Source organism: Actinocorallia libanotica (assembly GCF_039525175.1).
GTDB lineage: Bacteria > Actinomycetota > Actinomycetes > Streptosporangiales > Streptosporangiaceae > Actinocorallia > Actinocorallia libanotica.
In genome coordinates this window covers 23226-42141 of record NZ_BAAAHH010000009.1, presented here as the reverse complement: position 1 = coordinate 42141, position 18916 = coordinate 23226, and the positions used below count along the sequence as shown (strand labels likewise).

Annotated in this window: 17 protein-coding genes; 4 read left to right on the top strand and 13 right to left on the bottom strand. The window is 71.3% G+C overall.

Annotated elements, in window-relative coordinates; genetic code table 11:
- Nucleotides 1–23: 23 nt before the first annotated feature.
- From ABD140_RS13520 to ABD140_RS13490, 7 genes are all read right to left on the bottom strand, one after another.
- Nucleotides 24–1052, bottom strand: coding sequence for a nitrilase-related carbon-nitrogen hydrolase (locus tag ABD140_RS13520; protein ID WP_344240523.1), 1029 nt, complete (start codon nucleotides 1050–1052; stop codon nucleotides 24–26).
- A gap of 35 nt (nucleotides 1053–1087) precedes the next feature.
- On the bottom strand, nucleotides 1088–2020 hold the full coding sequence (locus ABD140_RS13515) for an oligopeptide/dipeptide ABC transporter ATP-binding protein (RefSeq protein ID WP_344240521.1): 933 nt from the start codon (nucleotides 2018–2020) through the stop codon (nucleotides 1088–1090).
- The gene (locus ABD140_RS13510) at nucleotides 2017–3012 is read right to left on the bottom strand and encodes an ABC transporter ATP-binding protein (protein ID WP_344240519.1); all 996 of its coding nucleotides are present in this window, start codon (nucleotides 3010–3012) and stop codon (nucleotides 2017–2019) included. The genes ABD140_RS13515 and ABD140_RS13510 overlap by 4 nt, the downstream gene beginning before the upstream one ends.
- Complete coding sequence (locus ABD140_RS13505; RefSeq protein ID WP_344240517.1) at nucleotides 3012–4568, bottom strand: ABC transporter substrate-binding protein; 1557 nt, start codon at nucleotides 4566–4568, stop codon at nucleotides 3012–3014. Before ABD140_RS13505 ends, ABD140_RS13510 begins: the two co-directional genes overlap by 1 nt.
- A gap of 32 nt (nucleotides 4569–4600) precedes the next feature.
- The gene (locus ABD140_RS13500) at nucleotides 4601–5488 is read right to left on the bottom strand and encodes an ABC transporter permease (RefSeq protein ID WP_344240515.1); all 888 of its coding nucleotides are present in this window, start codon (nucleotides 5486–5488) and stop codon (nucleotides 4601–4603) included.
- A gap of 8 nt (nucleotides 5489–5496) precedes the next feature.
- Nucleotides 5497–6465 carry an ABC transporter permease gene (locus tag ABD140_RS13495; protein ID WP_344240513.1) on the bottom strand — a complete coding sequence of 323 codons (969 nt, stop codon included), beginning with the start codon at nucleotides 6463–6465 and terminating at the stop codon, nucleotides 5497–5499.
- A gap of 139 nt (nucleotides 6466–6604) precedes the next feature.
- Nucleotides 6605–7054 (bottom strand): DUF3598 family protein, encoded by a 450-nt coding sequence (locus tag ABD140_RS13490; protein WP_344240511.1) that lies wholly within the window; start codon nucleotides 7052–7054, stop codon nucleotides 6605–6607.
- Between the two features lie 142 nt (nucleotides 7055–7196).
- Here ABD140_RS13490 and ABD140_RS13485 point away from each other — a divergent pair, with 142 nt between their 5' ends.
- The 4 genes from ABD140_RS13485 to ABD140_RS13470 all read left to right on the top strand — a co-directional run bounded on the left by ABD140_RS13485 (nucleotide 7197) and on the right by ABD140_RS13470 (nucleotide 12000).
- Nucleotides 7197–8168 (top strand): VOC family protein, encoded by a 972-nt coding sequence (locus tag ABD140_RS13485; RefSeq protein ID WP_344240509.1) that lies wholly within the window; start codon nucleotides 7197–7199, stop codon nucleotides 8166–8168.
- Between the two features lie 73 nt (nucleotides 8169–8241).
- A complete protein-coding gene (locus ABD140_RS13480; protein ID WP_344240507.1) occupies nucleotides 8242–9789 on the top strand; it encodes a class I adenylate-forming enzyme family protein in 1548 nt (515 codons plus the stop codon).
- Between the two features lie 97 nt (nucleotides 9790–9886).
- Nucleotides 9887–11164, top strand: a complete 1278-nt coding sequence (locus tag ABD140_RS13475; RefSeq protein WP_344240505.1) for a DUF4437 domain-containing protein — start codon at nucleotides 9887–9889, stop codon at nucleotides 11162–11164.
- An 89-nt stretch (nucleotides 11165–11253) separates the two neighbouring features.
- Nucleotides 11254–12000 (top strand): hypothetical protein, encoded by a 747-nt coding sequence (locus tag ABD140_RS13470; RefSeq protein ID WP_344240503.1) that lies wholly within the window; start codon nucleotides 11254–11256, stop codon nucleotides 11998–12000.
- A 294-nt stretch (nucleotides 12001–12294) separates the two neighbouring features.
- Here the strand turns inward: ABD140_RS13470 and ABD140_RS13465 are convergent, their stop codons facing one another.
- From ABD140_RS13465 to ABD140_RS13440, 6 genes are all read right to left on the bottom strand, one after another.
- On the bottom strand, nucleotides 12295–13032 hold the full coding sequence (locus ABD140_RS13465) for an ABC transporter ATP-binding protein (protein ID WP_344240501.1): 738 nt from the start codon (nucleotides 13030–13032) through the stop codon (nucleotides 12295–12297).
- Nucleotides 13029–14906, bottom strand: coding sequence for a branched-chain amino acid ABC transporter ATP-binding protein/permease (locus tag ABD140_RS13460; protein WP_344240499.1), 1878 nt, complete (start codon nucleotides 14904–14906; stop codon nucleotides 13029–13031). The genes ABD140_RS13465 and ABD140_RS13460 overlap by 4 nt, the downstream gene beginning before the upstream one ends.
- Nucleotides 14906–15775: a branched-chain amino acid ABC transporter permease gene (locus tag ABD140_RS13455; protein WP_344240497.1), complete on the bottom strand. Its 870-nt coding sequence runs from the start codon at nucleotides 15773–15775 to the stop codon at nucleotides 14906–14908. The genes ABD140_RS13460 and ABD140_RS13455 overlap by 1 nt, the downstream gene beginning before the upstream one ends.
- A 221-nt stretch (nucleotides 15776–15996) precedes the next feature.
- Nucleotides 15997–16824 (bottom strand): IclR family transcriptional regulator, encoded by an 828-nt coding sequence (locus ABD140_RS13450; protein ID WP_344240495.1) that lies wholly within the window; start codon nucleotides 16822–16824, stop codon nucleotides 15997–15999.
- Between the two features lie 29 nt (nucleotides 16825–16853).
- Complete coding sequence (locus ABD140_RS13445) at nucleotides 16854–17204, bottom strand: hypothetical protein (RefSeq protein WP_344240493.1); 351 nt, start codon at nucleotides 17202–17204, stop codon at nucleotides 16854–16856.
- Between the two features lie 123 nt (nucleotides 17205–17327).
- Nucleotides 17328–18893: an alpha/beta hydrolase gene (locus tag ABD140_RS13440; RefSeq protein WP_344240491.1), complete on the bottom strand. Its 1566-nt coding sequence runs from the start codon at nucleotides 18891–18893 to the stop codon at nucleotides 17328–17330.
- Nucleotides 18894–18916 lie beyond the last annotated feature (23 nt).

Genomic DNA, 18916 nt, shown 5'->3' with positions numbered 1-18916 from the left:
TGCCCCTTCGGCGGGTCGGCCGGTCAGGCCCAGCGGGAGCGGCCCTTCAGGTAGTCGCCGGCGTCCTTCAGGCTCGTCGGCTGGTAGGGGGTGTAGAGACCGGGTTCGAAGCGGCTCTGGTAGCCGTCGAAGATCTCCCGGTACAGGTCCCAGTGGATGTCCGGCTGGCGGTGGCGGGCGCGGAACGCCGCGATGGGGATCTGGCCGAGGATGAGCTTCTCGAACTTGCTGTCCGCCGCGGCGATGGCGTTGCCGTCGGGACCGTAGATGGCGCTGCCGCCGGCGCCGGTGTCCTCGAAGAAGGGGGACTCGGCGGCGAGCACCGAGTTGTTGACGATCGCGCAGTACGCCCGGTTGTGCAGGGCGGAGGCGCGGACGTCGATCTCGGAGAAGCTGCCGCTGGCGGTGCGCAGGAAGACCTCGGCGCCCTTGATGGCCGCGGCACGGAACAGCTCGGGCTCCAGCTGGGTGGAGGACATGGAGATGTTGCCCAGCGGGGTGCGGGCCACCGGGACCACCGCGTCCCTGCCGTACTTCTCGACGTACTCGTCGAGCACGTCGTAGACGGTGGTGGTGAACAGCTCCTGCCCCTCGAAGATGCCCTTGACGTTGCGCGCCTTCCAGTGCTTGGCCACGATCTCGCCGTCGGGGCCGATCAGCGTGGTGATGCTGAGCACGTGGCCCGGCCAGTCGGGGTCGCGCACGTAGGCGCCGAACGCGATGTGGCAGCCGTACTCCCGGGCCTTGGCGGAGATCAGCTCGGTCTCCTCGCCGGGGATCTCGATGCAGCGGCTCTCCGCCTCGGCCTTGGTCCAGTGGTCCCATCCGCTGATCGGGAACTCGTGGAAGAACAGCAGGTCGGGCCGGGGCCCGAAGCCGATGTGGAACGAGTTGTCGATCAGGTGCAGCATGTGGTCGAGGTTGGCCTTCATGCCGGACGGGTCCGGGGTCGGGTGCACCCGGGACTGCACGACGCCCAGGGTCCAGACGTCCTTGGCCAGCGGCGCGGTGGCGTAGCGGCCGTCGGCCTGCTGGGTGTGGGCGGAGTTCATCGGTTCACATCTCCTTGTCGGTGGGTTCGGCGGGGTCAGTGGAGTTCGTCCGCGCGGAGGCAGGCGACCAGGCGGCCGTCCTCCTCCCGCCGCAGCGGCGGTTCCGCGGCCGAGCAGGCGTCGACGGCCAGGGGGCAGCGCGTGTGGAAGCGGCAGCCGGGCGGCGGGGAGACCGCGGAGGGCACCTCTCCCGTCAGCGGCGTCCCGGACCTGCGGTCGAGTCCGGGCACGGCGGCGAGCAGCGCCCGCGTGTACGGGTGGCGGGGGTCGTCGAACACCTGCTCGGCCGGGCCCGTCTCGACGAACCTGCCGAGGTACATGACCGCGACGTCGTCGGCCAGGTGCCGGGCGATGTCGATCTCGTGGGTGATGAGCACGTAGCTGAGCCCGAGGCGCCGCTTCAGGTCGAGCAGCAGGTTGACCAGCAGCGCCTTGACGCTGACGTCGAGGCTGGCGGTCGGCTCGTCCAGGACGAGGACCCGCGGTTCGACGGCCAGCGCCCGGGCGACGGTGACGCGCTGCAGCTCGCCGCCGCTCACCCCGCCCGGCCGCCGGTCGAGGTACTCCTCGGTGAGGCCGACCAGCTCCAGCAGTTCGCGGACCCGTGCCGCCCGCGCGGCTCTGCCCGGGTGCAGCCCGTGCACGGCCAGCGGCTGCTCCAGCGCGTGGCGGATGCTCTTGCGCCGGTTCAGCGCCGACCAGGGGTTCTGCGAGACGAGCTGGATCGCGCGCCGGTCCACGCCGTCGCGGCCCTGGACGAGGATCCGGCCCCCGGTCGGATCGGCCAGCCGGACCAGCATCCGGGCGATCGTGGACTTGCCGCAGCCCGACTCCCCGATGATCGACAGGGTGCGGCCCTCGGGCACCTCGAACGAGACGCCGTCGACGGCGTGCACCACCCGGTCGCCGCCGCGGCCGGACCTGATCCGGTAGTGCTTCTCCAGGTCCTCCACCGTTACCGCGTTCATATCTCCTCCTCCGCCCGGTGGCAGCGCACCAGCGCGTCCCCCACCGGGCGCGCCTCCGGACGCTCCCGGTGGCAGCGGTCGATGACGGCGGCGCAGCGCGGGGCGAACGGGCAGCCGGCAAGCCGGTTGGCGCCGGTGACCGAGCCCGGGATGGTGCGCAGCGGCTCGCCTCTGCGGCCCCTCCCCGGGACCGCCTCCAGCAGCGCCCGCGTGTACGGGTGCCGGGGGGTCTCCAGCACCGAGCGGGCCGGGGCGAGCTCCACCAGCAGCCCCGCGTACATGACGCCGATCCGGTCGCTGACCTGCGAGATCACCCCGAGGTCGTGGGTGACGAACACCATCGACAGGCCGGTCCGCTCGCGCAGCTCCAGCAGCAGCCTCAGCACCTGCGCCTGCACGGTGGCGTCGAGCGTCGTGGTCGGCTCGTCGGCGAGCAGCAGGTCGGGCTGCTTGCCCAGGGCCGCCACGGCGATGAGCAGCCGCTGGAGCTGCCCGCCGGAGAACTCGAACGGGTGGCCGTCCAGCCGGTCGAGCACGGTGCCCAGCCCGACGCCGGTGAGCAGCTCCCGGAGCTCGCCGTCGCCGATGTCGCCGAGGTGCCAGCGCAGCTGGCGGCCGACGGAGGTGGACGGGGACAGCGAGGTCATCGGCCGCTGCGGGATGAGCCCGATGCGCTCGCCGCGCAGCCGCCGCATGCCGTCCTCCTTCAGGGACACCAGGTCGGCGCCGGCGAAGCCGATGCGGCCGCCGGTGATCTCGGCGTTGCGCGGCAGCATGCGCATCAGCGCCGTGAGCAGGGTGCTCTTGCCCGATCCCGACTCCCCGACCAGCCCGAGGACCTCGCCTCGCGCCAGGTCGAACGAGACCTCCCGCACCGCGGGCACCCCGCCGCTCCTGGTGCGGAACGTGACGGCGAGGTCCCGCACGGACAGCAGCGGGCCCCCCGCCGGGGCCGGCGAAGCGGCCCCGGCGGTCTTCTGCCTGGCGAACATCAGTAGGTCCGCGCCGAGGGCAGCGAGAGGCGGCTGACTCCCATGACCTTCTCGTCGAGGGTCTCGATCTCCTTGCGCTGGGCCACGACGAGCCGGGGGTAGACCGGCGGCATCATGATCGCGTCGGCGGCGAGGAGGCCGTTGATCTTCTTGCAGACCTCGGCCCGCTCCGCGTCGTCGGAGGTGGCCCACGCCTGGGCGAGCAGCCCGTCCACCTCCTCGTTCTTGTAGCCGAAGTTGAGCGGGTACTTGGAGCTCATCGTGGTGAGCAGCGTGAAGGCGGTGCGCCCGCCGCCGAAACCGCTCTCGAACGACGTCATCGCCATCTCGTACTTGCCGGTCGCCCAGTTCTTGACCCACGGGCTGAAGTCGAGGACCTCCAGGGTGCACTCGATGCCGGCCTGCTTCCAGCCCTCGGCGAGCACCTGGCCGATGTTCTTCATCAGCGAGTCGCTGGTCACCATCAGGGTGAACTTCAGCGAGGGCTTCCCCGCCTCGGCCAGCAGCGCCTTGGCCTTCGCGATGTCGGGAGCCTCGCCGTAGATCTGCAGCGCGGCGTCGTGCCCCTCGACCGAGGGGCCGATCGGCCCCTGGGCGATCTGCGCGTTCCCGGAGTAGACGATGTCGCGGACGCCCTTGCGGTCCATGGCGTACGCGAGCGCCTGGCGCACCTTCACGTCGTCGAACGGCGCCTTGTTCGTCACGAAGTAGGTGATGAGGTCGCTGGGCGCGTCGACCTCGTGCACCTTGACGGCGCTGTCCCTCTTGAGCAGCTCGACGCTCTCGGGAGCGACGTCCGTCATGATCTGGATCTTGCCCTCGCGCAGGTTGACCATCCGGGTCGCCGGGTCGGGGATCGCCTGGAAGACCAGGGTGGCGATCGCGGGCTTGGCCCCGTGGTAGGCGTCGTTGCGCACCAGCGAGACCTCGCTGCCCTGGGTCACCTTCTCCAGCTTGAAGGGGCCGGTGCCCATGGTGGTGTCGGTGCGCTCGACGAAGTCCTTGTGCACGATGGGCAGGTTGGTGAGGTGGGAGCGGAGCACGCCGAACTTCGTGGTCAGCTCGATCTTCACGGTCTGCGCGTCGACCGCCTTGGCCTCCTTGATGTAGCCGACGAAGAACGAGGTCCAGTCGCTCGTGCTCTTGGGGTCGCTGACGAAGCCGATCGTGGCCACGACGTCGTCGGCGGTGAGCGGGTCGCCGTTGTGGTGGACGACGCCCTTCTTGAGCTTGATCGTCCAGGTCAGGCCGTCCTCGGAGACCTCCGGCTCGCCGTCGGCCAGCAGCGGGACCGAGCGCAGATCGGCGTCGTAGGTGTAGAGGGACTCCACGACCGGGTCGAGGACCCAGTGCACCCGCTTGGAGGTGTTGGTGAGCGGGTTCATGTAGTCGGAGATCGACAGGACGCCGAACGTGACCTTCTCGGGCGTGGCCCCCTTCGCGGCGGGGGCGTCGTCCGTCCCGCAGGCGGTCATCGCGAGCGCCCCGGCGGTGAGCACGCCGGTGAGCGTGAGGAAGCGGCGGCGGTCCATCGTGGCGCGGGAGATGTCGGTCATCGGGTCTTCCTTAGGGTTCGGGGGGATGTGACTCAGTGGCGGGCGTCGGCGTCGAGGGCGTCGCCGAGCCCGTCGCCGAGGAGGTTGAAGCCGATCGTGGCAATGAGGATGACCAGTCCGGGGATGATCGAGTACCACCACGCGCCGAGCAGCATGTAGCTCGTGGCGTCGCCGAGGATGTTGCCCAGGCTGGGCCGGGGCGGCTGGATCCCCAGGCCGAGGAAGCTCAGGGCGCTCTCGGCGAAGATGGCGACGCCGATCCACAGGAACGCCTGGACCAGGACGGGCGGGAGCACGTTGGGCAGGATCTCGCCGCCGATGATGCGCCGGCGGGGGACGCCGACCACGCGCAGCGCGTCCACGTAGTCCTCCTGCACCTCCACGAGGGTCGCCGACCGGGTCACCCGGGCGAAGTACGGGATGAACCCGACGCCCAGCAGCAGGACGACCTTCGTGGTCGAGGTGAGGGTGAGGAAGCCCAGCTCGGTGTCGCCGGTCCCGGTGATGCCGATGACGAACAGGGCGAAGACGAAGAGCGGCAGCGCCTGGAGCGCCTCCAGGATCCGCATGATCACGTCGTCGGGCCAGCGGCCGCCGAAGTATCCGGCGACCAGCCCGGCGGGCACCGCGACCGCCAGGCCGAACCCGACGCCGGCCACCGCCACCAGCAGCGACACCCGCGCGCCCTCGGCGGTGCGGGCGAACAGGTCGCGCTGGAGGTGGTCGGTGCCGAACGGGTGCGCCGCGCTCGGGCCGGCGAGGGTCTCGCCGGTCCTGGCCGTGGCGTCGCCGGTGAACAGCGGGCCGGCCAGGGCCAGCAGGAGGAACAGCAGCAGCAGGACCAGGCCGGTCCAGGTCAGCGCGGACATCCGCGGCGGCCGCAGGCGCACGGCCCACGGCCGGGGGAGCACTCGGGTCATCACCATGTCTAGCGGGCCGTCCCGTTCAGGAACCCGGCGCGTATCCGGGGGTTGAGCACGAAGTAGAGGAGGTCCACGACCAGGTTGGCCACGAGGAACACCGAGGCGGTGACCAGCGTGCAGGCGATGGCCAGCGGGTAGTCGTGCTGGCGGAACGCCCCGACGATGGTCTGGCCGATCCCGGGGATGTTGAACACGTTCTCGATGAGCACGGTGCCGCTGACGAAGACGCCGAGCATGAGCCCGATGACCGTCGCCGTGGGGATGATCGCGTTGCGCAGCGTGATGTCGCGCAGGATGCGCCGCTCGTTCATGCCCATGGCGCGGGCGAAGGAGACGTAGTCGGCCTGCGCGGTCTCGATCATGGACGCCCGCAGGGTGCGGGCGATGATCGCGCCGGAGCCCAGTCCCAGGGCGAAGGCGGGCAGCACCACGCTGCGCAGGTTCTCCCAGGGATCCTCGGTGAACGGCACCCAGCCGCTGGAGGGCAGGACCCCCCTGATGGAGAGCCCGAAGACCACGACCAGGACCAGCGCCAGCCAGAAGCTCGGGATGGAGAGCGCGATGACGCTGACCACGCGGACGAACCCGTCGGTGAACGAGTCGCGCTTGCGGGCGGCCAGCGCGCCGGCGGCCAGGCCGACCGCGATCCAGAAGACGAACGCGGCGAGGCTGAGTTCGAGGGTGACGGGCAGCCGCTCTCCGATGATGGCGCTCACCGGCCGGTCGCTGAAGAGCGAGTTGCCGAGGTCGCCGGAGAGGAGGTTGCCGAGGAACTTGGCGTACTGCACCCAGATGGGCTGGTCGAGGCCGAAGCGGTGCTCGACCTCCGCGCGCTTCTCCGGGGTCGGGTTCATCCCGAGGTAGGCGTCGACCGGACCGCCGGGCGCGGCGCGGAGCATGAAGAAGACGAGGGTCAGGACGATGAGCAGGACCAGCGCGAGACCGGCGACTCTACGTCCGACATACCGAAGCATCCCGGGTCCTCATTTGCGTGATGGGCACCGCCGGCCGGGGGAGGCGGCGGGTGCGCGGGGGGTACGGGTGGAGCGGGGCGCCGTCCCCCGGGACCGGGGCCCTGGGGGAACAGGCGGATGAGAACCGGCGGGTCGGCGGTCAGGCGACCTTGGTCTCGTTGATGACGGTGCGCTTGACCAGTCGGTCGCCGTCCATCCACTGCCAGGTCCGGCACTTGTGCAGTCCGTCGCGGGAGAGCTGGATCAGCTCGTACAGGTAGTTCGACGGGTCGTTCTTGTACGACCAGGTCAGCACGATCGTCTGGTCGTCCACCTGGCTCATCTCGCCGATGATCCGCTCGGTGTCGAAGTGGCAGACGCCTTCCTCGTCGAGCCTGCCGCCGAAGTCGAACGCCTCCTCCCGGCCGTCCGCCCAGGTGTAGGTGTTGGTCTGGACGATGTCGAACGTTCCGTCCTCCGGGACTCGGCAGTACAGGTGCGAGGCGTGCCGGTCCACGATGGTCCCGTCGGCGTCGATGTGGATGTACTCGCCCCGCCATTCACCGAGGTGCTTGGCGATGATCGGCATCTTCGTGATGGCCGCGCGCATGGGTCCTCCCTGGTCACAGGTGGTCACGGGGGTGTGGTAGCGGCGCCGTTGACAGGGCCGCGGCAGCGACCTTAGCGTGATCCTCATTCCAATGGAACAGCGTTCCGTTACAAGGAACGAAAAAACTCTGAGGATTGCCCTTATGACCCAGGACACACCCCGGCCGCTGATCGAGGGCATCACCGCCGCGATCGTCGGCGTCAGCGACTTCGGCCCCCATCTGGAGCTCTTCACCGGCCGGCTGGGCTACGAGGTCGCGGCCGAGGGCACCGTCCCCGCGGCGGTCGCCGACGCCCTGTGGGGCACGGGCCCGGCCGACCTCGAGGTGATGGCGCTCGCCGCCGCCGGATCCGGGACGGGGCGGATCCACCTCGTCCGGGTGCCCGAGCCGGTCGCGCCCGCCGCCGCCCCGCACAACCTCGACGTCGGCCTGGTCGGCATCGACATGTACGCCCGCGACATCAAGGCCGCGCACGCCGAGCTCGGCGAGGCCGGGTACCCCTGGACCGTCTCCCCCACCACCTACGGCGTCGCGGTGGGCGACCGCGAGGTCGAGGTCACGCAGGGCATCTGCCCCGCGCCGGACGGGACCGTCGTGGTCTTCGTCCAGCCCGCCGCGGTCCGCGGCACCGAGGCGTGGAACGCCGACCCGGAGCGCTCCTACACCGAGCTGACCTCGGTCGTCTGCCACGTCCCCGACGCCGACGCCGAGGTCGCCTTCTGGGGACCCGAGGGGCTGGGCATGGACGTCTGGTACGACGTGGTGTTCACCTCCCCCGGGTTCGACGAGGTCGCCGGACTGCCGGACGGCACCCGGATGCGCCTGGCGTTCCTGGCCGGGGAGAAGACCGCCCGGATCGAGGTCACCTCCGCCGACACCGAGCACCGCGTGGACCGGCGTGCCGCCCAGCGCCCCGCCCGCTCGCTGGGCCACAGCGGCTGGTCCGTGCGCACCCGCGACCTGGCCGCCGCGCTGGAGAGCGTCCGGCGCACCGGCGGGCGGGTGCTCGCCGGGCCGGTCGAGACCGACGACCCGTGGCACGGCCGCGCCGCCGCGGCCGGCGTGGAGACCCCCAACGGCGTCTCGGTCACGCTCTGGCAGCCCCGGGACTGACCGAACCGCCCGTCCCCGCCGCGCGCCGCTCCCCCGAGGCGCGTCGGCCACGGCCTTCCCGAAAGGAACAAGCATGCCCGTCCTCCGTGGAGGCGCACCTCTGTCGATCGCGGGCGGCGTGCGCGAGTTCGCCCGCGCCACCCCCCTGGCGACGGCGGTGATCGACGGCGACCGCGCCCTCACCTACGCCGCCCTCGACGACCGCTCGAACCGCCTGGCCTGCGCCCTGCTCGCCGGGGGCCTCTCCCCCGGCGACCGCGTCGCGGTGCTGCTGGGCAACCGGCTGGAGTATCCGGAGATCGCCGCCGGAATCGCCAAGGCCGGCCTTGTCCTGGTGCCGCTCAACCCGCGCCTCACCCCGTCCGAGGCGCGCTACATCCTGGAGCACTCCGGGGCCCGTGCCGTCGTCCTCGACGACGCCTGCGCCGCCGTCGCGGGGGACGCGATCGAGGAGCTGCGGCTCCCGGCCCTGTCCATCGACGGCGTCCAGGCCGGCCGCTCCTACGAGGAGGCGCTCGCCGCCGCACGGGCGGTGGATCCGGCGGTGCCGGTCGACGAGCTCGACCCGTTCTGCATCACCTACACCTCGGGCACGACCGGACGGCCCAAGGGCGTGCTGATCAGCCACCGCAGCCGCGCCCTCACGTTCTACTGCTCGGCGATGGAGTGGGGCCTGGGCACCGGCCGGACGTCGGTCGCGGTGGCGCCGATGTACCACGGCGCCGGTTTCGCCTTCGGCTACGCCCCCGTCCACACCGGCGGCACGGTGACGATGCTGCGCAAGTGGGACCCCGAGGCGCTGCTCCACCTGGTGGAGCGGGACCGCGCCCGGTCGGTGTTCCTGGTGCCGACGCACGCGCAGATGCTCCGCGCCCTGGACGAGGCGAAGCTCGCCGGCCGCGACCTCTCCAGCCTCGACACGCTCTACTTCAACGCCGCCGCGCTCCCCTGGGCGCTCAAGCAGTGGGTCATGGAGGCGTTCCCCGCCTGCGGCGTGCACGAGCTGTACGGCTCGACGGAGGCGGGCATCATCACCAACCTCCGCCCGGCCGACCAGCACCGCAAGCCCGGCTCGGTGGGCCACGCCTGGTACATGACGGAGCTGCGGGTCGTCGGCCCCGACGGCCGGCCGGCCGGGCCGGGCGAGCCCGGCGAGCTGTTCAGCCGCTCCCCGTTCCTCATGAACGGCTACCACGAGAACGAGGCGGCGACGCGGGAGTGCACCACCGAGGACGGCTTCCTCACCTGCGGCGACATCGTGGTGCGCGACGAGGAGGGCTACGTCCACGTCGTCGACCGCAAGAAGGACATGATCATCTCGGGCGGCCTCAACGTGTACCCGCGCGAGGTCGAGGAGGTGCTGGCCGGGCACTCCGCCGTCGCCGAGGTCGCCGTGACCGGCGCCCCCTCCGAGACCTGGGGCGAGGAGGTCGTGGCCTACGTGGTGCTGCGCGGCGGTGACGGCGGTGACGGCGTGCTCGCCGAGCTCCAGGCGCACTGCCGCGCCGGGCTGGCGGGCTACAAGACGCCGCGGCGCTGGGAGGTCGTCGACGCCCTCCCCCGGAACGCGGCGGGCAAGGTCGTCAAACGTGACCTCAAGCCGAAGTCCGACCCCTTCTGAGGCTTGACCTGGAAACCTCAGACAATTACCTTCGAAGCAACGAAACGGCGTTTCATTTCATGAGACACGGCTTTGAGCCCAGTGGAAGGACATCACAGTGCGCCCCCATGTCGAGCTGATCCAAGAAGACGACTACGTGTGGCACGGCGCCGAGCTCATCAACGGTGAGGGACGCGCCAGCGAGCGCCGCCTGTCGGTGGACGAGGAGGACGGCTCCTCCTCGCTGCGCATCGACTTCCACACCGACTGGGGTCGCGGGCCCGGCATCCACCACGCCAACAGCGAGTACTACGTGCTCGAGGGTTCGATGACCTACGGCGGCCGGAAGATCGGCAAGGGCGGTTACGTCTACGCGCCGAAGGGCGTGCCGACCGACGCGATCACCTTCGCCGAGGGCACCCGGCTCCTGCACTACCGCGAGTACGGCGACGCCGGCTTCGACCGCGTCGACTCCCTGGCCCACCCGAGCTGGGAGGGCGCCCGCGAAGAGGTCATCGTCATCGACAGCGACGCGATGCGGTGGGACGCCGTCCCCAACCCCGGCCCCATGCCCGGCCTCTTCATCAAGTACCTGCACGTGGACCCGGTGACCGGCTTCTACACCCGCCTGGTGCACGCCCAGGAGGGCTGGGCCGACCACCGCCTGGCCCACCACCCCTGCTACGAGGAGGCCTACACCACCCAGGGCCACATGGAGTACAACTTCGGCACCCTGGACCTGGGCACGTACTTCTTCCGCCCCGCGCGGGTGAAGCACGGCCACTTCACCACCATGGAGGGCGGCGCGACCTGGCTGCTGCGCTCCGACGGCGAGCTGCAGAACTGGTACACCCAGAACGAGTGGCTGCGCTGGGGCGGCGAGGCGGTCAACTACGGGCCGGAGGGCGGCCGCATGCGCTGGTCGCAGTCCTCCCACGACCTCGGCTCCGGCCCCACCTGGCGCAGCGAGAAGGACATCGCCGACCTCACCGCCGCGTGGCAGTTCCAGCGCGACCAGGGGCAGCCCGACGCGCGGTACACCCAGCACGGGCAGGGCACCGACCGCAGCATCCTGGCCATCGCCAAGGCGATGGACGCGGCGCGCCTGCAGGGCGGCCACTCCGACGAGCACGGCCACGCGCACGACCACGGCCACGACCACTCGCACGACCACGACCACGAGCACGAGCACGGGCACGGGCACGACGTCCCGGCGCTGGACTGGGGCGCGGACCCCGCGTCGCTGGAGCACGCCGACGAGCGCACCGACTCGGGCGCGCACAACTGGGCGCACGGGCGGGCGTGGAAGCCGGGCGACCACATCCCGGCGCCCATCATCTCCTCCCTGCCGGTCCGCAGCCGCTCGCGCGGACGCTGGGACGGCGACGGCATGTAACCGCCCCCTCCCCTCCTCCGTCAGAAAACCGCGAAAACCGTGGCCGGGCCCTACGGGTCCGGCCACGGCCGTCTCTCCGGGAGCCTCACATGCCCCTCACCCTGTCCGCCGCACCCGCCATGGAGCCCGTCCACGGGCTCAACTCCTACAGCCTGGCGATCCTGCTCCACATCGTGCTCTTCGTCTACTGGCTCGGCAGCGACATCGGCGTCTTCTACTCCAGCAGGTTCATCATGCAGTCCGAGCAGCCGGTGCCGGCCCGCTCGGTGGCCACCAAGATCATGCACGGCGTGGACATGGCGCCGCGGATCTGCCTCGTGCTCTTCCTGCCCAGCGGCGTGACGCTCATGGCGCTGAGCCCGTTCGGCGACGACGTCTTCCCCGGCTGGCTGGTCGCCCTGGCCTGGGCGGGCTCGCTGGTCTGGCTGGCGCTGGTCGTCTACGACTACACCCGGGGCGCCACCCCGTTCGGCAAGGTGGTGCAGCGGCTCGACCTCGTCGTCCGCTACGGCCTGGGCGCCGGGCTCCTGGCCGTCTCCGGCTACGTCTTCTTCAGCGCCGAGCCGTTCGGCGTCACCACCAACCCCAAGTGGCTCGCCGCCAAGGTCGCCGCGTACGCGCTGTGCATCCTGTCCGGCGTGATGATCCGCCGTAAGCTCGCGCCTTTCGGCCCCGCCTTCGGCAAGCTGGTGACCGAGGGCTCCAGTCCCGAGGTCGAGCAGCAGATCAAGCACTCCATCCGCTCCTGCCTGCCCTACGTCTACGCGATCTGGTTCCTGGTCCTCCTCGCGGCCTTCCTCGGCGTCGTCAAGCCCGGCACCACCGCCTTCAACTGATCCACGCCCGCCCCGAAGGGGCGGAGGAGCGCACCCCGCTCCTCCGCCCCTTCTCGCGTTCCCCCTTGCGCAGGCCCGTCTTCCCGTCCCCGCACAGACCGGTCGGGCCGGAACGGGCAGGGTTCCGGGCACGGTAGGGCGGCGTACCGCAAAGCCCGGCGCACCGTGCGGCACAGGCCGCGGCAGGCGTCTCCACCAGTGGCACCTGCGGGTTCCCCCTGCATGCGAAAGGCCTGGCGGGCGACGTCATCGTCGCCCGCCAGGCCTCTTTCCGGTCTCAGCCGGGGCCGGTCGTCAGGCGGTCTCCTGGCGGAGGCGCCCGAGGTAGGCCGCCTGGACGCGGGGGTCGTCGCGCAGCTCCGCGGCGGTGCCCTCGACGGCGACCCTTCCGCGCTCCAACACGTAGCCGCGGTCGGCGAGGCGGAGCGCCGTGCCGGCCTGCTGCTCCACGAGCAGGATGGTCAGGCCCCGCTCGGCGTGCAGCCGCTTGAGGTAGCCGAACAGCTCGGCGACCTTGAGCGGGGCCAGCCCGAGGGACGGCTCGTCCAGCATGAGCAGGCGGGGGTCGGCCATCAGGGCGCGGGCGACGGCGAGCATCTGCGCCTCGCCGCCCGAGAGGGTGCCGGCGAGCTGGGAGCCGCGTTCGGCCAGCCGCGGGAAGATGTCCAGCAGCTCGGCGCGCCTGCGCTCGTTCTCGCCGCGGCGGCGCCGGGTGGGGAAGCCGCCGAGGGAGAGGTTCTCCAGGACGGTGTGGTCGGGGAAGATCTGCCGGCCTTCGGGCACGTGGCCGAGCCCGAGCCCGGTGCGCCGCCAGCCCGGCACCCGCGCCAGGTCCTTCCCGGCGAACCTGACCTGGCCGGAAACCGGCTTGAGCAGGCCCGACACGGTCTTCATCGTCGTCGTCTTGCCCGCCCCGTTGGGGCCGAGCAGCACCACGAACTCGCCCTCGTCCACGTGCAGGTCGAGACCGTCGAGGGCGCGCACGCCCCCGTAGCCGGCGGTCAGTCCGGACAGCTGCAGCAGCGCGCTCACGACGCCTCCTCCTCCACCAGGTCGGGCCGTCCCAGGTACGCCTCGAGGACCGCCGCCGAACCGCGCACCTTCTCGGGGTCGCCGCGCTCGATCACCTTGCCGCTCTCCAGGACGGTGAGCTCGTCGCAGAGCCCCATGACGAAGTCGACGTTGTGCTCGATGAGCACGACGGCGAGCCCGCGTTCGCGCAGCACCCGGCACAGCCGGCCGAGGGCGTCGAGCTCCTCGGACGTCAGACCGGTGGCCGGCTCGTCCAGGATGAGCACCTTCGGCCTGCTGGCCACCGCGCGCACCACTTCCAGGAGCCGCTTCTGGCCGTGCGAGAGGGAGGACGCCAGCCAGTCGGCGCGGCCCGCGAGCCCGGCGAAGGCGAGCAGCTCCCTGGCCTCCGCGCGCTCCTTGCGGTCGCGGCGCCGGTAGGCGGGCGAGCGCAGGACGGCGCCGAGCCAGGAGTAGTCCTCCTGCATGCGCATGCCGGTGAGGACGTTGTCCAGGACGCTGACCCGCTCGAAGAGGTGCGGGACCTGGAACACCCGGGTCACGCCCGCGCGCGCGACGCCGTGGGCGGCGGCCGGGGCCCCGGCTCCGAAGATCCGCACCTCTCCGGCGTCGATCCGGTGGTAGCGGGTCAGGCAGGAGACGAGCGTGGACTTCCCCGACCCGTTGGGGCCGATGATCCCGTGGACGGTGCCGGGCATGATCCGGATGTCGACGCCGTCGAGGGCGTGCACCCCGCCGAAGTGCTTCACGATCCCGGTGCCCTCGAGCGCGGCGGTCCCCTCGGGGACGTCGCGCACCTCGGGCACCACGTCGGGCACCTCCTCGGGCAGCTCCTCGTCCGTCAGCTCCGGCAGCCTGTCCCGGCCGAACCGGGAGGCCTTCCAGGTGCCCACGATGCCCTGGGGGATCACCATCATCGCCGTCAGCAGGAGCAGGCCGAGCACCAGCGTGGTGTACCGCGCCTGGTCCTTGATCAGCTCGACGAGCACCGCGATGAAGCCGACGCCGATGACCGGGCCGACCAGGGTGGAGATGCCGCCGAGGAACAGGCCGACGAAGAAGATGATGCCGTTGTCGAGCAGGCCGACGTCGGGGTTGATGAAGCCGAGCTGCAGGGCGTACAGCGCGCCGGACAGGCCGGCCATGCCGCCGCAGATGCCGAAGAGCAGGAGCTTGGCGCCCGAGGGCGCGATGCCCATCGCGGAGGCGGTGTCGGCCGACTCGCGCACCGCCATCGAGGCCCGGCCGACGCCGCTGCGCACGAGGTTGCGCTGCAGCACGTACATCAGCGCGAGGCAGGCGAGCACCACGTAGTAGAACGCCTCCTTGGACATGACCTCGCCGCCGGACCCGGGGGCGATGCCGCTGATGCCCACGATGCCGCCGGTGACCGGCTCCCACTCCCTGCCGATCTCGATGACGATGAGGTTGGCGGCCAGGGTGATCATTCCGAAGTACAGGTAGGCCGCCCGGAGGCTGACCAGCAGCACCAGCAGCGCGACGAGGGCGCCCACCACCACCGAGGCGATGATGCCCAGCAGCCAGGAGCCGCTGAGGTGGACCACCAGGTGGCCGGTGGCGTAACCGCCGGCGAGCTGGAGCCCGGAGTGCATCATCGACAGCATCCCGCCGTACCCCATGGAGAGGTTCAGGGAGATGGTCAGGATGGCGCTGATCGCCGCGGAGGCGACCAGGCCGTTGTAGTACGAGGCGTTGTAGCTGTAGTAGTCGGTGATCATCGGCCAGGCGACCAGCACCGCGACCGCGATGACCGACAGGCCGCCCAGGAGCGCCGTCCGGGCGCGGTGGTAGCCGGGCGAGTCGAACACCGACCGCCGCGCCGCGCCGGTGACGCGAGATTCCACCGTTGTCATCAGTGTGCCTCCATGGGCTTGCCGAACAGGCCGGACGGGAACACGACCAGGATCACGGCGAGGGCCGCGAACACCGCGAAGTTGCCGACGGAGCCGCCGACCATGCTCCGTACGACGGTGTCGAGAAGGCCGACGAGCATGCCGCCGGCCAGGGCGCCGCGCGGGGAGCCGACGCCGCCGATCACCGCGGCGGTGAAGCCCTTGATGGTGAACAGCAGGCCGGCCGCGGGGGCCACGAAGATCACCGGGGCGGCGAGCATGCCCGCGATCGCGGTGATCATCGCGCCGATCACGAAGGAGAGGACGATGATGCGCTGGACCGGGATCCCCATGAGGACCGAGGTGTCGGTGTTGTGGGCGGTGGCCCGGATCGCCCGGCCGTAGGCCGAGCGCCGGAGGAAGAGGTCGTAGCCGGCCATCACGGCCAGGGCCACGACGATCGCCAGCGCCTCCTGCCACTCCACGGTGACCCCCGCCAGCTGGAAGCCGCCGTCGATGACGGGGCTCGGCCGCAGGGCGTCGACGTCGAAGTAGGTGAGGTTGAACAGGGACTGGAAGATCAGCGCCGCGGCGAGGGTCGCGATGATCCATGCGTAGCGCGACCCGGACAGCCGGACGGGCAGCATGATCATGCGTTCCATGAGCAGTCCCATGAACGCGGCCAGGACGAGTGTGATGCCGAGGGTCGCGGCCCAGCCCAGCTTCTCCAGCGCGACGATCTGATACGCGACCGCGGCGCCGAGGATCACGGCCTCCCCCTGCGCGAAGTTCATGATCCGGGTCGGCTGGAAGACGATGGTCAGGGCGAGTGCGACCAGAGCGTACACGGAACCGGCGAACAGTCCGTCGATGATCGCCTCAGGGCTCATCTGCACTGCTCCTTGGAAGGACGAAGACGGGCAAACCCTGTTCCGGTGACCAGAACAGGGTTTGAAATCTAGGCTTCCGTTTTCTCTGTGTCAATAGGTCAGACTTTTACGTTCCGCCTTGTCGGAAGGGCTGGAAGGCTCCAGAACGGAGCCATGTGACGGCCGAAGGGCCGCCGGTCCGCTCCACGAGCGGCCCGGCGGCGCGGCGGGGTCGCGAACCGTCAGCCCCCCTCCGGCGCCGCCCATCCCATCTGGGCGGACAGCCTTCCCGTGGAGTCCAGGAGCGCCTCCACGCACGCGTCGACCTCCGTGCGGAAGCGCTCCAGCGGCCCGCAGACGCTGACGACGACCACGGGCCGGCCGTGGTGGTCCAGGACGGGCGCGGCCACCGAGGCCGCTCCCGACATGCGCTCGGCGAACGACTGCGCCCAGCCGCGCTCGCGGATCTCCGCGAGCTCCTCCCGCAGCCGGACGGCGTCGCCGATCGTGCTGTCGGTCAGCGGCTCCAGCCGGACCTCCGACAGGTACGCCTCGATCTCGTCGTCGGCGAGGAAGGCGAGGAACGCCTTGGACGAGCCGCCCGCGTGCAGGGGGTAGGGCACGCCGAGGGAGACGCTCATGATGACCTCGCGCGCCGGGGTCACCTGGTCGGCGTAGACCCGGGACCAGCCGGTGCGCAGGGACAGGGTGGCCGTCTCGTCGGTGCGCTGGGAAAGCGTCACCAATTCCGGGGTGGCGATATGCCGGGCATCGAGTCTGTCCAGGTAGGACAAACCGAGGCGCATCGCGCCGATTCCCAGGGAATAACGCCTGCTCACCGGATCCAGCGCGATGAGATGCCTTCCCCGCAAGGAGGACAGAATCCGGTGCACGGCCGCCTTCGACATTCCCAGAGCCTCGGCGATCTCGGTCACCCCCAGCGTCGCCGCCGACGTCTCGACGAAGTACATCAGCACGTCCACGGCACGCTCGACGGTGGCGATCACCTGTCCCGTGTTCTCGCGGACGGTCGGCTCGCCTGGCACGGCGCTGTGATTCCTGGTGGGCATGTGTTCCTCCGGGGGGCGGCTACGTGGCGTCAACCATTTTGGTGTTGGAATCCCACCTGCACCGGAAGATCGGTGACAATTCTCGTGTCAAGGAATTCCCACCACTCGTCCTGGCTGACGCGCCGGTTTTCCCAGGCGTCGTCGGTTTTCATGGTCGCCAGTGCCGAGCGGTACCCGCCCCAGCCGGCCTCGTCCTCGAACGCGGCCCAGTTCTCGACGACGTACACGTCGCCGATCACGCTGTAGTACCAGCGGACCTCCCGCACCATCGGGAGGTCGCGGTAGAACCAGCGCTCCCGGTCCTCCAGCCAGTTCCAGAATCCCCGCATGTCGCCGCGGGCGCGGGGACTGAGCTTCATCCGGTAGACGAGATAGATCATCGCGGGTCGCACCTTCTCTGATAGACGCGCACTGCGCGGCTGTTCCGCAGACAGTAACGCCGTTCCACGAAATTGGGAAGCTCTCCCGGGCCGGGCATCCCCTTTGCCCGCCGACGTCCCAGGTCAGGACACTGCGTCGAGATAGCGGGCCAGCAGGGCGGCGTTGGCCTCCGGGGATCCCGGGGCGCCCAGCGGCGCGAAGACCGTCTCGGCGGCGCCGTCCAGCAGGCGCAGGGCCGTCGGGGTCATCGGCGCGAGCGGGTCCGTGCGGGTGCTGCCCACCAGGGCGGGCCTGCGCACCAGCGGCAGCCGCCGGGTGCAGGGCCACTGCCAGCCCGCGCGGTAGTAGCGGTGGTAGTGGGGCGCCGAGCGCAGCATGTCCAGCGTCACCCGGTGCAGGAACTCCGGACGGTAGGGGTCGACGTCCCTGACGCCGTCCGCGGTGTGCCGGAACCACGGCCACCACAGCGCCATGTCCGCGGAGACGCCCCAGGCGCGGCGCAGGTGCGAGCCGTGCGGATCGGGGGTGAGGTCCACGAAGTAGTCGGCGAGGATCGAGGCGACGAGCTCCGGCTGGTCGTCGAAGAGCGGCACCCCGTCCAGGACGAGCGCCCCCACCCGGTCCGGCGCCGCTATCGCCAGCTCGACCGCCAGTCCCGCCCCGGTGTGCGTGCCGTAGACGTCGCACCGCTCGACGCCCAGCCCGTCCAGCAGCTCCACCAGGAGCGGCGCGTACGTCCCCGCGAGCGTGGGGGCGCCGCCTTCCGGAAGCGGGGTGGAGCGGCCGTGGCCGGGGGTGTCCCAGACGATGACCTGCCGGCTCTCGCCGAGTGCTCTGGCCAGGGGTTCCAGGCCCGCGCCCGAACCCGGGTTGGCGTGCAGGGCCAGGACGGGACGGCGGCCGGACGAGCCGTCGCCGAAGCGGCGGAGATGGATATCGCCAGAGCCCGCCCGGAGGTACGAGCGCTCCCCCGACGCGCCGTCCGACGGCACGGGGCCGTCGTCGCCCTCGGGAAGCGCCAGGATGCCGGCGGCCCAGTCGCCGTCCGCGTGGCGCAGGCGCGGGGAGGCCGCCGCGCCGGGCCAGGCCAGCGCCGCGCTCGCCGCGAGCCGCCGGTGCGCGTCCCCGTGTTCGGCGGTGTCGAGGAAGAGCTCGTGGAGCACTTCGGCGGGCGGCAGCCCGCGCCTCCGCCGGTTCGCCGCCGCCGGCCGCCACCAGGGAGAGAAGAGGAGGCTGTCGCGGATCTCGTCGTAGAGCCGCAGCAGGTGCCCGCCGCCCGCCTCCACTTCGGGCAGGGCGGGCGGTGACTCGGCGCCGTGGTACGGAACGCGCAGCACCAGGACGTCCTGGACGAGTCCGGGACGGCGTTCGGCCAGCCGCGCCGCCACCGCGGCTCCCGCGCCCTCGGCCGCCACCGGGGCGCGCCGCACCCCCAGCGCGGTCAGCGCGGCGGCCAGCAGTTCGGCCTGGGCGTCCAGGTCCGCGGCGTCGCCGGTCGCGGTGGTCGCGCCGAAGCCGATGAGGTCGGGGGCGATGACCCGGCGGGACGCGGCGAGCTCCTCGGTCAGCGCGGCGTCCCAGGCGGCGCCGGAACCGGGCGCGTCGTGCAGCAGCACCACGGGCGAGCCGGTGCCGGCCTGCCTGAAGTGCAGCTGTCCGGTGGGCAGAGTGAGGTATCCCGGTCGCATGTGTCTCCCTGGTCTCTCGAGGT